The organism is Aliivibrio sifiae (genome assembly GCF_002954715.1).
Lineage (GTDB): Bacteria > Pseudomonadota > Gammaproteobacteria > Enterobacterales > Vibrionaceae > Aliivibrio > Aliivibrio sifiae.
Genome location: NZ_MSCP01000002.1, coordinates 609,674 through 625,566, shown reverse-complemented (window position 1 = coordinate 625,566; position 15,893 = coordinate 609,674). Strand labels below are relative to the sequence as shown.

At 38.6% G+C, this 15,893-nt stretch carries 12 protein-coding genes; 5 read left to right on the top strand and 7 right to left on the bottom strand.

Annotated features, from left to right (window positions below):
* Positions 1 to 63: 63 nt before the first annotated feature.
* On the bottom strand, positions 64 to 1,995 hold the full coding sequence (locus tag BTO23_RS14005) for a DEAD/DEAH box helicase (protein WP_060992329.1): 1,932 nt from the start codon (positions 1,993 to 1,995) through the stop codon (positions 64 to 66).
* Between the two features lie 327 nt (positions 1,996 to 2,322).
* Between BTO23_RS14005 and BTO23_RS14000 the strand changes: the two genes are divergently transcribed.
* A complete protein-coding gene (locus BTO23_RS14000) occupies positions 2,323 to 4,347 on the top strand; it encodes an exoribonuclease II (protein WP_061003828.1) in 2,025 nt (674 codons plus the stop codon).
* Positions 4,348 to 4,403: 56 nt separating this feature from the next.
* On the opposite strand, the gene BTO23_RS13995 is transcribed toward BTO23_RS14000, so the two are convergent.
* Positions 4,404 to 4,763 carry a late competence development ComFB family protein gene (locus BTO23_RS13995; protein WP_060992327.1) on the bottom strand — a complete coding sequence of 120 codons (360 nt, stop codon included), beginning with the start codon at positions 4,761 to 4,763 and terminating at the stop codon, positions 4,404 to 4,406.
* Between the two features lie 146 nt (positions 4,764 to 4,909).
* On the opposite strand from BTO23_RS13995, the gene BTO23_RS13990 reads away from it, so the two are divergent.
* From BTO23_RS13990 to BTO23_RS13975, 4 genes are all read left to right on the top strand, one after another.
* Positions 4,910 to 6,142, top strand: coding sequence for a GGDEF domain-containing protein (locus tag BTO23_RS13990; RefSeq protein ID WP_060992326.1), 1,233 nt, complete (start codon positions 4,910 to 4,912; stop codon positions 6,140 to 6,142).
* Positions 6,143 to 6,322: 180 nt separating this feature from the next.
* On the top strand, positions 6,323 to 6,703 hold the full coding sequence (locus BTO23_RS13985) for a DUF3302 domain-containing protein (RefSeq protein ID WP_060992325.1): 381 nt from the start codon (positions 6,323 to 6,325) through the stop codon (positions 6,701 to 6,703).
* Positions 6,703 to 7,833 (top strand): HlyD family secretion protein, encoded by a 1,131-nt coding sequence (locus BTO23_RS13980; RefSeq protein WP_060992324.1) that lies wholly within the window; start codon positions 6,703 to 6,705, stop codon positions 7,831 to 7,833. Before BTO23_RS13985 ends, BTO23_RS13980 begins: the two co-directional genes overlap by 1 nt.
* A 199-nt stretch (positions 7,834 to 8,032) precedes the next feature.
* Entirely contained in the window at positions 8,033 to 9,616 is a 1,584-nt protein-coding gene (locus BTO23_RS13975) for a BCCT family transporter (protein WP_105063824.1), read from the top strand.
* Positions 9,617 to 9,709: 93 nt separating this feature from the next.
* Here BTO23_RS13975 and BTO23_RS13970 read toward each other — a convergent pair whose 3' ends face one another.
* The 5 genes from BTO23_RS13970 to BTO23_RS13950 form a co-directional block, all read right to left on the bottom strand.
* Positions 9,710 to 10,774, bottom strand: coding sequence for a DUF4056 domain-containing protein (locus BTO23_RS13970; protein WP_061003826.1), 1,065 nt, complete (start codon positions 10,772 to 10,774; stop codon positions 9,710 to 9,712).
* An 11-nt stretch (positions 10,775 to 10,785) separates the two neighbouring features.
* A complete protein-coding gene (locus tag BTO23_RS13965; RefSeq protein WP_105063823.1) occupies positions 10,786 to 11,910 on the bottom strand; it encodes a BamA/TamA family outer membrane protein in 1,125 nt (374 codons plus the stop codon).
* A 3-nt stretch (positions 11,911 to 11,913) separates the two neighbouring features.
* Positions 11,914 to 12,795 carry a hypothetical protein gene (locus BTO23_RS13960; protein ID WP_105063822.1) on the bottom strand — a complete coding sequence of 294 codons (882 nt, stop codon included), beginning with the start codon at positions 12,793 to 12,795 and terminating at the stop codon, positions 11,914 to 11,916.
* A gap of 304 nt (positions 12,796 to 13,099) precedes the next feature.
* Positions 13,100 to 14,359 (bottom strand): DEAD/DEAH box helicase, encoded by a 1,260-nt coding sequence (locus BTO23_RS13955; RefSeq protein ID WP_105063821.1) that lies wholly within the window; start codon positions 14,357 to 14,359, stop codon positions 13,100 to 13,102.
* Between the two features lie 148 nt (positions 14,360 to 14,507).
* A complete protein-coding gene (locus tag BTO23_RS13950; protein WP_105064276.1) occupies positions 14,508 to 15,530 on the bottom strand; it encodes a porin in 1,023 nt (340 codons plus the stop codon).
* Between the last annotated feature and the right edge of the window lie 363 nt (positions 15,531 to 15,893).

Genomic DNA, 15,893 nt, shown 5'->3' with positions numbered 1-15,893 from the left:
CACAAATAAAAGACATAAAAAAACCGAGCTACTTGAGCTCGGTTTTTATTTTAATCTTTATGATTAGTCTTCGTTACGAGGTGTGCGTGGAGCACGGCTTGCGCCTGGAGCACGTTCGCCACGGTGACTGCCACGGTGATCACCACCTTTGTTGCGGTCAAAACGACGTTCGCCACCACGGTTACCTTCACGGTTTCCGCCTTCACGATTACCACGGTAACCACCACGGCTGTTACCACCACGGTTCTCATCACGACCAGCACCACCGCCTGAACGAGGACGACGATCAATTGTTAGGTCAACGCCTTCAACAACAACCGCTTTCACTTCGTTTTGACGAATACGTAGTTGCTTAAGTTTGCTTGCAACGTCTGCAGACATTTTCTTAGGTAACTGTACGTATGTGTGACCCGGTGCAAGTTTGATTGCGCCGATAGCACCTTTAGTGAAACCAAGTTCGTTAGCTAGAGCACCTACGATGTCTTTAACTTGAACGCCTTGCTCACGACCTACTTCTAGTTGGTACGTATCGAAATCGTCATTGTTGTATTGACGACGTTCGCCACGCTCTGGACGGTCTCCACGATCACGACGGTCACCACGCTCTGGACGGTCACCACGTTCACTACGCTCTGGACGACGTTTAGCACGTTCCATAGCTGCGATCATTGGATCTGGACCTTTGTAGAATAAAGGACGCTTACCTTGTTGACGCTTAAGAAGCATTGCTGCGATTGTCGCGGCATCAACTTCTAGAGTCTCTTGAAGCTTAGTAATTAAGTCAGAGAATGCTTCTAGTGCAACGAATTCTTTATCTGCTGCTAATTCAGCACCAAGAACCGCTAGACGAGCTTCTGCAACTTGATCGCGATGTGGAAGTTCAATCTCTTCCATAGACGATTTAGTTACACGCTCAATTGTACGAAGCATACGAATTTGGTTTGTGCGAACTAAAAGAATCGCTTTACCTTTACGTCCAGCACGACCTGTACGACCGATACGGTGGATGTAAGACTCAACATCGAATGGGATGTCGTAGTTAAATACGTGTGTAATACGAGGTACATCAAGACCACGAGCAACAACGTCAGTTGCAACTAGGATATCGATAACGCCACGTTTGATATGATCAACAGTACGCTCACGTAGAGACTGAGGAATATCACCATGAAGTGCAGCAGCTTTAAAGCCACGAGCAGATAACCAATCAGCTAGACGCTCTGTATCTTGACGAGTACGTACGAATACGATTGACGCGTCAGTTTCTTCAGTTTCAAGAAGACGAGACATTGCTTCGTCTTTCTCTACACCTTTAACGATCCAGAAGTTCTGTGCTACTTTGTCAACGGTGTGGTTAGAACCAGCAACATCAACACGAGCAGGATCACGTAGGTAACGGTCAACAATAGTCTTAACCATTGGAGGCATAGTTGCAGAGAACAGGATACGTTGAGCTGTTTCTGGTGCCTTTTCTAGGATCCAAGTAACATCATCAACAAAACCCATTTTTAGCATTTCATCAGCTTCATCTAGGATGAACGTATGAACTTCGCCTAGGTTTAAACGATCACGGTTAAGTAAATCTTTAACACGGCCAGGAGTACCAACGATGATATGAGCACCGCGGCTTAGAGCACGCATTTGATCAACGATAGATGCACCACCGTAGATCTCTAAAACTTTAAGACCCTTGATGTTACGACCAAGGTTTTTAACTTCAGCAGCAACCTGGATAGCAAGTTCACGCGTTGGAGCCATGATAATTGCTTGTGGGTTATGTTGCTTAAGGTTGATTTTATTTAAAAGTGGTAAAGAGAAAGCAGCTGTTTTACCAGTACCTGTTTGAGCTTTACCAAGTGCATCACGACCAGCTAACAAAAGAGGAATCGATTCTGCTTGGATTGGCGTAGGTGCAATAAAGCCCATTTCGTCAAGTGCAGATAAAATAGTTTCGTCTAAAGCCAGTTGGCGGAATTCAGTAATAGTTTCTGACATTGGGATCCCAATAATTAAACATATAAAAAAGGTCCCATTTGCTCAGCAAGTTCCATACACACACACAAGCACTCGGGACAGGACGGTTTATCATTTCAATAACTAATATAGAAGATGATTAACTCAGGGCGCGGATAATGCCCTAATACGGCAAGAATTACCAGAAAAAATTGAGCAACTTCACAAATTTAGCTCTATTTTCTTAGTTTCGATAGTTTTTTGTACATTACGCATGCTTTTTTACATATTTCATCGGTCTTTTCTAGCAATCAATTAAGGGCGATAGTAAAGTTAGCTCGTTATTTCCTATTTATAGTATGAAGGCTCATGTTTCAAGATAACCCACTACTAGCGCAATTAAAGCAACAAATTCAAGATAAGCTTCCTAAAAAAGAAGGCACAGTAAAAGCAACCGACCGCGGTTTTGGTTTTTTAGAATCAGACGATAAAAAGAAAAGTATCTTTATACCGCCAGCACAAATGAAAAAAGTGATGCATGGTGACAAGATTGTCGCCCTAGTCCGTACTGAAAATGACAAAGAACAAGCCGAACCAGATCAGTTGATTGAACAATCAATTACTCGATTCATCGGCCGCATTCAAATGTTCAAAAAACGCTTGCAAGTAATGCCTGATCATCCAAGCTTGAAAAATGCCATCAAAGCAAAAGCTCGTAAAGGTGTAAATCCAGAAACCTTACAAGAAGGTGATTGGGTTGTTGCTGAATTAACTCAACATCCATTAAAAGGTGATCAAAGCTTTCTATGTGAAGTTACTCATAAGATCACTGACAGCGATGACAAGATCGCCCCATGGTGGGTGACACTAGCACAAAATGATTTACCAAACTCTGAGCCTGAAGGCATAGATAACTGGGAAATTAAAGACGACGCAGATCTAGTTCGTATAGATATGACAGAAACGCCTTTCGTTACAATTGATGGTGAATCAACCAAAGACATGGATGATGCGCTATACATTAAAAAACAAGAAGACGGTTCTTTTGAATTAACGATTGCGATTGCAGATCCAACCGCTTACATCACACCAGATGACAGCATGGATAACGTTGCGCGTAAACGTGGTTATACTATTTATTTGCCAGGTCGCAATATTCCAATGTTACCTCGTGATTTAAGCGATCAATTATGTTCACTTATCGAAAACGAAGAACGTCCAGCGATTTGTTGTACAGTAAAAGTAACTGCTGATGGCACTATTAATGAAGAGTCTATCAACTTCTTTGCTGCAACAATGAAATCTCACGCACGTTTAGCGTACGACAATGTGTCTGATTTCTTAGAAACAGGGTCATGTGACAAATGGCAACCGAATGAAACTATTGCTCAGGTTGTAACTGAATTATATGAATTTGCCCAAGCACGTACTGCATGGCGCGAAACTCATGCGGTTATTTTCCCCGATCGTCCAGATTACCGTTTTGAATTAGACGAAGAAAATGATGTCGTTGCTATTCATGCAGACATGCGTCGTTGTGCGAATAAGTTAGTTGAAGAAGCAATGGTTACCGCAAATATCTGTGCCGGTAAAACACTGCGTAATAGCTTTAACATGGGTGTGTTTAACTCTCATGCAGGAATTAAATCAGAGAAATTAAAAGACGTCGCTGAGATTGTAAATCAACTTGATGATGTTGAGTTTACTGAAGAGCATATTGCAACACTAGAGGGATTTAGCGAACTTCGCCGCCTGCTTGGGAAGCAACCAACCTCATACCTTGATGCTCGCATCCGTAAATTCCAAACTTATAGCGAAACAGGTAATGAACCCCTACCTCACTATGCTATGGGCTTAGATATTTACGCGACATGGACATCACCTATTCGTAAATACAGCGATATGATAAACCACCGTATGCTTAAAGCTCATATATTAGGCAAAGAGCCAGTACAACGCCCTGATGATATTGTTGGTGAAGAGTTAGCACTAAGTCGTCGCTACCATCGTATGGCTGAACGTAATGTTAGCGATTGGTTATATTGCAGAACGTTAGCGAATGAAGTTGAAAAAGAAACTCAATATACCGCTGAGATTTTTGATATTAACCGCGCAGGCATGCGTGTTCGCTTAATTGAGAACGGTGCTGCTGCTTTCATTCCTGGTTCATTAATTGTTGATAATAAAGAACGCATCGAATGCAATGCTGACCAAGGTACAATCTCAATTGATAAATATGAGACATTCAAACTTGGTGACCAACTGACAGTTGTTCTTGCTGAGGTTAAAGAAGACACTCGTAATATGGTTGCAAAACCACTACAAGCCTTCCCTGCTCCAGAAGTAGAATCAACGGAAGTGACCGACGCGACAGAAACAGATCTGAAAGCATAACTTCATTCTGAATAAAACAATCCCACACACCTTCTTATTAAGCTGTGTGGGATTTTTTAATCCAGTTTAATTTCACCCGAAAATGGCAATTCTTCATCTTCTAGTTCAAAACGATCTTTCGCCGCATAAACAACAATATTTTCAAAATCATCATCCCGCTGCCTTCTGTCATTCACAACCATCTTTTCTGCATTTTCAACCGCTGCTGCAACCATTTCATCATATTGCATTAATTTTTTTTGAGATGTGGCCGCTAACATATCTAAGCTATAACGAATATAAAGTGTAGGAAGTTGATTTAAACTAATGCACTTCATATCTGTGATTTGATCATTTGTATAATTCTGATGGAAATTAAGCTCAATAAACCGCTTTCCAACCAGAACTTCCATATAGTTATGAATGTTTGATTCCATAAAGATGCCTTATTGTTATTAAATGCATTAAGTATCATAGCAAACGTATGAATAGAGCTATGTTATTGATAGAATAACGTCTTGTCCTAGTAATTCAGTGACAAACTCTTTCTTTTTTTAGATTAATTAGGATCCGTTAAAAAACAATGTCTTTTAGCCTTCTGAGTCATCCATTATTTAAGCTGTTATTGCCTATCATTATCGTTGTTTCTGTGATCACGGGTATGGATGGCATCATCCAATTATCGTCTGAAAATAAGGGGTTTTCATACATACTTCCATATATCGTACTATCGATCGTATTGTTATTAAGCCAACCTTTCAATCAAGGTAGAATTGGGATGATTGCTATCACAATGGCAATTGCCTATTGGATTATTCAAGAGCGCTTACAAGTGCCACTCTCTTATGGCAACACTCGGATTGAATTTACTTTAACGGCGTTCCTGTTGCCTATTTCAATGATGGCAACATTTATTTTTCCTGAACGCCGTATTTTCTCTAAATATGGCGCTGGATATCTAGGTATTCTTCTGTTTATGTTTATCTGGTGTTGGATCATTGTCTCTCATTTTGCTGATAATGACATGACTGAAATTTGGGAAACCTATTTACTGAACATCCCAGAAGTCTCTCCACTACCGATCATTATCGTCCTTTACAGTTTAGTTATGTGTGGGCTTTCTGCCATTTTTGTTCTAACACGTAACAACAATACCGATTTAGCCTCTTACACCTGCTTGCTTTATTCATCACTCACCTTTGCTCTTTTCAGCGTTGATTTTATTTCAAGCACCATGTTTTCTATCGCAGGATTGCTGCTACTTCTTTATATAATCTCGGCGAGTCATGAATTAGCATTCATCGACCAATTAACGGGGATCCCTGGACGTCGAGCGCTTGAATCAGAAATGAAGCATCTTGGCCGTCGTTATACTATCGCAATGCTCGATGTAGACCACTTCAAAAAATTCAATGATAGCTATGGTCATGATACCGGTGATGATGTATTGAAATTGGTTGCGAGTATCATGGCGCAAACTGGTGGTAATGCAAAAGTCTACCGCTATGGTGGTGAAGAATTTACGGTATTATTTAAAGGTAAAACCGCAGAACAAAGCTTAGAATACTTAGAAGAACTTCGTGAAGATATTGCTGATTACGATTTAATTATTCGAGATACAAATACCCGACCTAAAGATAAAAAGGAAGGGGAAGCAAAACGAGGCAAAGCCAATAAAACCAAAGTTGTGAATGTAACGATAAGTATTGGGGTTGCTGATAATACAGAATATAAGAAACCACAAGAAGTCATCAAAGCCTCAGATAAAGCTTTATACCGAGCTAAAGACGGTGGACGAAATTGCGTTAGCCAATAAATAATTCCTTTCTAAAAAATCTAAAATCAGCCGATATAACTTTTTAGTTAATGTTACATCGGCTTTTTTTGATTTCAATCTCAGATTATATCTTGCGTATTAACTTAACCAATGTCACACTCAAGTTACTAAAAAATAGGTAATTTGTTAATTTTCATAGTTGTACACAAGGATGCGTTTATGTTTTTAGATTATTTTGCTCTTGGATTATTAGTGTTTGTTGCATTGGTTATTTTCTATGGGATTATTGTCATCCATGATATCCCTTATGAGATCGCTCACAAGCGTGACCACCCTCATTCCGATGCAATACACATTGCAGGTTGGGTTAGCTTATTTACGTTACATGTCTTATGGCCTTTCCTTTGGATTTGGGCAACGTTATGGCGTGAAGACCGTGGTTGGGGCTTTCATAAAATTGAAAACAATCAATTAGAACTTCAAACTCGTGTAAATCACCTTAATGATCAAGTTGAATTACTGACAGAAAAAATCTCCCAAATGGAAGTTAACCAAGTAAAACAACCGCCTCAGCAAACAACTAAAGAGGAGCAAGTATAATGGATTTATTGCTTATTCTTACTTACACAGCGTTATGTATCGCTGTATTTAAAATCTTTAATATCCCTCTGAATAAATGGACAGTTCCTACTGCCGGATTAGGTGGTGTTGTTCTCGTTGGTACTCTTGTTTTATTAATGAATTACAACCATCCTTTTACTCAGTTTGGTGGACAGTTTTATGTAACAACGCCGATAGTACCAAGTGTTAAAGGAAAAGTGATTGAAGTTAATATTGAAGCGAATGAAGCGCTTAAAAAAGGCGATATTCTTTTTAAAATAGACCCGATTCCTTTCAAAGCGGAAGTCATTCGTAAACAAGCAGCCTTAAATGAGGCAGAACAAGCTGCACTTCAATTGGAGTCTATCTATAAAGCCGCTCAAGCAAACACCATTAAAGCAATAGCAGATAAAGATAAAGCCTATCGTGAATTTAAACGTTATGAAAAAGGCTTTAAGAAAGGCGCTTTTACTGCCCAACAATTAGATACTCGTAAGCAAACTTATAAAGCAACTCAAGCGACGGTTGAATCAGTTCAAGCTCAAGAGCAACAAGCTAAACTGGCACTAGAGTCTGAGATAAATGGCGAAAACACAACGGTTGCACGTATGCGTGCTGAACTAGAACAAGCGCAGTTCAACTTTGATGAAACAACAGTAAGAGCACCAACGGATGGATATGTGACTCAAATGGCACTTCGCCCAGGTATGATGGCGGTTCCTCTTCCTCTTCGACCGGTGATGACATTTGTGCATACAGAAGATCAATACTATGTCGGTGCATTTCGTCAAAACTCTTTACAGCGTTTACAAAAAGGATTTAAAGCTGAATTTTTATTCCGTGCTATTCCTGGTCGAGTATTTGAAGGTGAAGTTGTTGAAGTAATCCCAGCTATCGGTGAAGGGCAAATTCAAGCATCAGGTGCTTTATTAGGCACAAATGCAATTCAAACTAATGGTAGAGCCTTGGTTAAATTAAAATTAACTGATGACGTGTCTGAATTCCATCTTCCTGCAGGTTCTAATGCCGAAATTTCGGTTTATTCTGATAGCTTTGAGCATGTATCAATTATGCGTAAAGTATTAATCCGTATGAAGTCTTGGCAAAACTATCTTTACCTTGACCACTAAATAACCAACCACATAAATCAAACACATAGCGCCTTAAAATACTGTTTTAAGGCGCTTTTTTAAATGTCAAACCCAATGAATAAATATATTCTTTTTTTCTTAACTCTGATATTATCTTCGCGAAAAAAGCTGTTGCGGGAATGTAACAGTATCTAGGTAGACTCCGAATGGAGCTATCATATATATTATGTGAGGACACATGAGTACTACGGATAAGTACAGCATTGACAGTACTGATTATGAAGTAGGCCAAGATAACATCCAAAAATGGGGTTTTGATATACATAACCAAGTCTTTGGCATTAGTGCTGGCGCTATTATTTTATTTTTAACTGTGCTTCTTATTATGGACCCAGCAGAAGCAAAATCCCTTCTTGACGGCATAAAATTACAAATTATCGATAACTTTGATGGTTTATTTATGTGGTCTAGTAATATCTTCTTAGTTTTCTGCTTGGCGTTAATTGTCTCACCGTTTGGTAAAATCCGAATTGGTGGTGATAATGCAAAACCAGAACACTCAACAATTTCATGGATGGCAATGCTTTTTGCTGCTGGTATGGGTATTGGTTTGATGTTCTACGGTGTCGCGGAACCTCTTGCTTACTATACTGATTGGTACGGTACGCCGTTAGATGTTGAACCTTTTACTGAAGAGGCAAAAAAACTGGCTCTAGGCGGAACAATGTATCACTGGGGTATTCACCCATGGGCGATATATGGTTTAGTTGCTTTGTCTTTAGCATTCTTCACTTTTAACAAAGGCTTACCTTTATCCATGCGTTCTGTTTTCTACCCTATTTTAGGGGATAGAACATGGGGTTGGTTTGGTCACATCATTGATATCATGACAGTTCTTGCCACACTATTTGGTCTTGCAACCTCTCTTGGTTTAGGTGCTCAACAAGCAGCAGGTGGCATCAATCATGTATTTGGTACTAATGGCGGAATAAACATGCAGATTGGCGTGATTATTTTCGTTACTATGCTTGCAATGATCTCAGTTATTCGTGGTATTGATGGTGGTGTTAAACTACTAAGTAACGTAAACATGCTAGTTGCTGTTGCATTACTTCTATTCATTATCGTAATCGGCTTCTCCGATGTAATGAGTACCTTACCTTTAACTGTGACAGGCTACATTGAGAATATTATTCCTCTAAGTAACCCTCACGATCGTGAAGATGAAACTTGGATGCACGGCTGGACTGTATTTTATTGGGCTTGGTGGATCTCTTGGTCACCATTCGTAGGTATGTTCATTGCTCGTGTTTCTAAAGGTCGTACTGTTCGTCAGTTCTTGATCTCTGTTATGATTATCCCAACATTAGCAACGGCTCTATGGATGTCTGCTTTTGGTGGTATTGCAATTGAACAAGTAAAAAACAAAGTTGGTGAGCTTGGTGAAAATGGCTTAAATGACATCACTATGGCGCTATTTAATATGTATGACGCATTGCCAATGAGTACAGCTCTATCTGTTATCTCAATCGTTCTTATTATGGTGTTCTTTGTAACGTCATCTGACTCAGGTTCATTAGTTATCGATAGTATCACTGCCGGTGGTAAAGTTGATGCTCCTGTTCCTCAACGTATTTTCTGGGCGACGGTTCAAGGTTCTATCGCTGCGGTATTACTATGGGTTGGTGGAACAGAAGCAATGCAAGCGCTACAAGCAGGTACGGTATCTACTGCACTACCATTTACCTTTATTCTTCTAATGATGTGTGTAAGCTTATTGAAAGGATTCAGTACTGAAAAATTCGGAACTATTCCAAAATAAAACAAAGCAAAAGCATAATCAATAAAAGATAAAAAAGCCCCGAATAAGACTTTACCTAAAGTGCTTTTTCGGGGCTTTTTATTACTAATAATTTTAATTAATAAACGTTATTTTTTCAGCTAACTCTTTATCATCATGCGCTTTAGCAAAATCAGCTATCTGTTGAAAATCACTCGGCGTCCAATAAGGTTTATTTTTTAATAAATCAGGTAATGCTGAAAAATCTTTATCGTTTTTATTTGGCATTAACATAAAGGTAGCTAATGCTTCATACTCAGTTGAAACACTCTCTTTCGTTTCGCCTTTAAAACCATTTGGCTGTAAATCTGTTCCTAAATGATATTCCCTATGAATCACTACCCATTTATTTGGTAGGCGCTTAGAGCTATCCCACCACACGCCATCCATTTTTTTTATTTGGGCTTTCGACTCTTCTTTCGTTCCTACGCCCAACTCAATAAATTTTGCTTTTATTGCTTTAGTCATTGCGGTAGAAAATGCATCCTTATCCAAATTTGGATTAGCATTAATCACATCACTAGCCAAAAGAGCACCTAACATGTTTGAATAAAGATCTTCAGGAGAGAATGCTGAGGCATATTCTTTAAAGCCACCTACCGACTCCATACCAAACCATTGAGCAATTTCATGCCACTGAGCTAAGCGATAAGACGTTAAAGCTGCAAGCTCAATACTGATCTTTTGTCGCTCTGCTTGTGTGTATTCTTTAGATGTTGAATGCAGTTGTATAATACGAGTTTTCAACTCAGGTGACAGCGTCACTTTAAAATCTGTTCCTAAATGTTTATAGAATTCACCATAAAGATAATAAGTAAAATCAGCCGTATCTCTAATATGAGCAGAATCTAGAAAACCGCCTTTTTCAGAATAAAAAATACCATTACTTTCATCACCAAAACCCATCAAACTGCTGGCTACTCCTTGAGAGCCATCGTTATATATATGGTCACCAAGATCTTCTATGTTCATTACATTTTCTACGGAAACAAAAGGAACGGGGATCCCCCCTACTTCTGTTTGTAAATTAGTTCCAAAAGCGCAACATGGTCTCACACCAACTGGAGCATCAGCAAAAGCAGGTAAAGACACGCCACATAAAAGACTACTGATGACGATGGAAGCTATTTTACTCTTCATATAAATATCCTCTAAAATGCTTCATTAATTTGAAAATATACCGCTTGGCTATCTTTACCTAATCCATAATCCAGTCTTACATTAACCCTTGGTTTAAACGCAAAACGATAACCAATGCCATACGTCGGTAGCCATTTGCTATCAAACAGCTCTTGGTACGAGTCAGCAACATCCCCCCCCCCTATCCATGCGACCATTCCATGTCGTTGGTTAAATTGTTGACGGATCTCTATTTGCCCTGACAGCTGACTATTATCTCGATATTGCCCAGAATAATACCCTCTCATACGCTTATCACTGCCCAAGGAAGAAAATGCGAACCAAGGAATATCACCTTGAACATCTTCAGCAAATATTTCCCACGCTAAAACAGTATTGGGGAATATTTTATGATATTGACGATAATTTATAGTGACTTTATCAAAATCATAATCGGAACCAAACTCAGCTCGATAAGCATTCCAATTAACACTAAATAACATTCCTTTCTGTGCATTTAATTCAAAATCACGACTGTCATATTCAAGACTTACTGTGGAAGCACTTAAAAAAGTATCACTAAGTTCATCTTGCGTCAGGAGTGATGTATCAGACGAAAGCTTACGATAACTTTCCATATCAACACCAAGCAAAAAATAGGTATTTGGTAGAAATTGATAAGCAACTTTAGGAGAAAATCCGAGAATTTGTGCTTCAACGAGGGTTTTATTATTATCTATTTCTGCAGCATTTTTACCAACTCCCCAATAGTACTCAGGAGTATGACTTGCTTTGGCTTGAACCAATAATCGCAGATCATCATTTTCAAAATAAGTTCGGTTATTAACCCCTACGCCATAAGATCCTGAGGTAGAGCCATAACCGGTAATATTGATAGTAGATAACGGAGCGCTGCCTTTATGTTCAAGGGGTGAATACAAACCTACAGCTGCAACCCCAATACCAAAACCTTGCTCAGGGTTAGCAAAAGGGCCTGGTAACACTGCCCAATCGATCCCTCGACTGACATCAATATCTTCAGAAGAACCTAATTCTTCTAAAAAAGTATCAACCCAACTTTTGGTAGTTTCTTTTGCAGACAACGTAAATGCATAACAACTTAATAGCACCACCGCTGATATCTTTAATAATTTCATGGCTTAAAATCGCATATCAACAGTTAAGAAAAGACTTTTACGTTTTCCTAACCCCGCTTCACCCAACAGGTATAAGCCATCATCAAGTTTATACTGCATACCTAATAAGGTATTCCATGGAGTGACAAGGTGTTGCTCTACGTTAAAACGTCCATCATCTACTTTACCAACTAAATTACCTAAACCACCAGTTAATCCAATATCTGTAAGATTACCAGATAGCGATTGTTCAACATCTTGGTACATAGCACCGACCCATAAACGTAATGGTGTACCTAAACGGGTAAAGTCATAACCAATTCGAGGGGAAATAACAACAGAAGAGATGGTTCCATCAATAACATTCAATTTAGTTTCGGTATAGCTTGCATCAGCTAAAGCAAAAACATCTTTATACCCCCCAGCAAGCACAAATCCAGCACCATAAAGAGTGCCATTAAGATCAAGACGAAATGGCATTGTTCCGGATAATTTCTCAGAACCAAGTGCTTTAACTTTTATAGTGGTTTCTGAATATCCTTTTAATTGACCAACGATGCCATATAGGTTCAAAAAAGGAAAAAGCCATACATCACCACGCAAAGTCAGGACTTCACTCATTTGTTTACCTGAACCAACGGGTTCAACTTGAACTAAATCACTAATAGCATGGGGTGGTTTCCATGGAAAAAGAGCTGGAATAGTCCCATCAAACCCAACACTATCCACTGAGATATCTTGAGTTTGTTTCATATAGCTAACATTTAAACCAAAAGCTTCAGGTAATGTATAACCCTTGGCTTCTGCCTCTTCTTTCCAAATGGGTAAAGTAAAAGATTCTGCAAATAAAGAAGTGGAATAAGGCAAAAGTAGTAAGCAAAGTACAGTGAGTGCTCTTTGCGGCATAAAGACTCCAAATACTGAAGGAAGACAATCCAAAAGCGGCTTCAGTTTTCACGAATCATACGCCTCACATTGACACATTCAACCGAATTTTACATTAATTTACATAACATTTTGTCAAGCCATAACCCGTACTAATTTAGATTAAATTACAATCAACCTCACAGATTTAAAGTTTAATTTGATATAGAAAGGAAGAATAAGTCAGAGAAATTGATAAACAAGATCGATAATGGCCAGATTAAAGACATTCAAATCATTAAGCTGGCCATTCAATATTTTAATTTGAGACTAACAGCAAAACGTATTAACGCTTGCTCTTTCCACGATTGGCATGAACTTTCATTTTTGCTTTCATTTTTCTTTTATCAGCAGAACGGCCACGACTTTGACGTGAATGATCTTCTTTTATGGTTGGAGCATTTGGATCGGGTTCATAGCCTTTCAACCATTCTTGTGGAAGGCGAACATCAAGTAACGTTTCAATCGCTTTCAACAAATATTCTTCATTTGAACTCATCAGCGAAATCGCTTTACCTGTACAACCAGCTCGACCTGTACGACCAATGCGATGAACGTAATCTTCTGCTTTAAACGGAAGTTCATAGTTAATTACACATTCTAACTGCTCAATATCTAAACCACGCGCAGCGATATCTGTTGCAATTAACGCACGAACTTTGCCCGTTTTAAACTCTTCTAATGCACGTAAGCGAGCACCTTGGCTCTTATCACCATTGATAGATGCCGCTTTTATACCATCTTTCTTAAGCTCTTTAACTAATTCATCAGAGCCCTGTTTTGTTTTTGTAAACACAAGAACTTGTTGCCAGTTACGAGAGCCTATCAAGTATGCTAATAATTCACTTTTACGGTGTTTATCTACTGGGTATACCATTTGCTCAACTGTATCAGCAGTGCTATTTGTTGGCGTAACCTGTACTTCTTTTGGTTTGTGCAACATGTAATAAGCTATTTCTCTTACTTTTTTGCTGAACGTCGCTGAGAAAAATAGTGTTTGGTGCTCAGCTGGCATCTTACGGAGGATCTTTTTAATATCAGGAATAAAGCCCATATCTAACATACGATCAGCTTCATCTAATACCAAGTACTCCGCTTGATTCAAAGTAATAGTATTAATATGAACCAAATCTAACAAACGGCCAGGCGTAGCAACTAGGATATCTGCGCCGCCCACTAGGTTATCTTTTTGAACATTAATACTTGTGCCACCATAAGCAACAACAACTTTGATCTCTGTATTTTTAGTATAACTAACCAAGCTATCAAATACTTGCTGAGCTAATTCGCGCGTTGGCGTTAAAATTAAGCTACGAATCACTTTTGAATTTTGAGTACGACTCACTGGATTTTCAATCAAGCGTTGAATAAGCGGCAAACCAAAAGCGGCCGTTTTACCTGTGCCTGTTTGTGCTCCTGCAAGTACATCATGTCCTTGTAATACGAGAGGAATAGCCTGCTGCTGAATTGGTGTCGCTTCTTTAAAACCTAATTCCGAGACGGTATTAAGAAGCTGTTCTGATAACCCTAATGAAGCAAATGACATGATGAACCTTTAAGTACTATAATTTTCGCCGATTGTAGCAAAATAGTATTGGTTCCCCTAGAGTAAGTTGCGCTATAAAAAAATCCAGCGTACTTTGCAGGTACACTGGATTATCTTAGGAAAGTTAAAGATTAATAATCATTGTCGATTATAGGTAGTAACGCGCACCTAACATCCACTTATTATCTTCTTTATTATTGTAATCGTTACCTAAATCAAGTTGGTAACCAGTAAAGCCAACGAACTTATCAGTGAAATTGTATTCCGCTTGAATTGCTGATGTACTGTAAACCGTTTTACTTGCATCATTATCTACAACCGATTCATAGTTCAAGCTCAGGTTTAAACTGTTATCTAAAGCGTAGGCAACCAAAGCTTCGTATGCAGAACTGTCTTCAATAAGTTTATTAATTAATGCTGCGTCTGTGTTCATGTTTTCATTCATTGCATATACACCAGCAACATATAAACCACTTCCGTAAATACCATAAGTACCACTAATTACATGAGACTCAGATGTCACTGACTTTAATTTAGTTGCGTAATTCACGTCACCAGTATTATATGAGTAGTTAGCCGAAAAGCCCGCAACGTTATAATTTAAAGCTATTTGTGCACGGTTTCCATACTCTGCATTTGAATCAGAATCAGTCTTACGTCCTTGCCAACCTGCTGCAACACCAAGTTTACCTGCATCACCCATTTCAAACATTTTTCCGTAGCTCAGCATTTCTTCAGCACGACCTGTGCCTAAATTGCCATGGTCTTCATAAATAAAGTCATTGGCAAATGCGATTGGCATATCTGCCACACCAGCTACAGCGTAATAAGGTGCCCATTGTGTACCTGCAACTGCACGACCAAAATCAGCATGAGTCACACCAATATAGCCAAGACGTGTAGTAAATGCATTTTCACCACCATCTAAATAGTTAAGAGCCCATTCACCTTTAGCGTCAGCAACAAAACCATTACCTAGTTCATGTGTCGCATTAAAGTTAATACGTGGCGAAACAGCTGTTAATCCTGTATCCCCTTCATCAGATCCTTCTAATGCAACAGATACATGCCCACCGATATCAAATGTTGTTCCATCTTCATTATATAGTTCAACAGCAACCGCATTTGAAGACACAGCAATAATAGCTAGAGCAAGTAATTTTTTATTCATCTTAATTTCCATTTAATTTGTCTCCTATGAAATGAAGTCTCACAGAAGAGCAGTGCAACCAACAATTTAAAAACAAGATAATTAAAAGTTTCATACAGAAGGAGTTAAACGTTAACAAAAAATACAATAAAAAATAAATTTAAGGAAAATAGCCTTGATATATAAGGAATAAAACAAAGTTAAATAGATATATCAAAATGTTTTCTTTATATTTAACTCATGTTTTTTTAGGTTAAAATCAAAATGAGAATAAAGAAAAACACTTAAAAATAGCAAGAATAGTAGAATAATGAATCAAACAGTCAGTTTTAATGCATTTAAAGGTTTACAAGAAACAGGGAACCCCCTATTATACGCGGCATT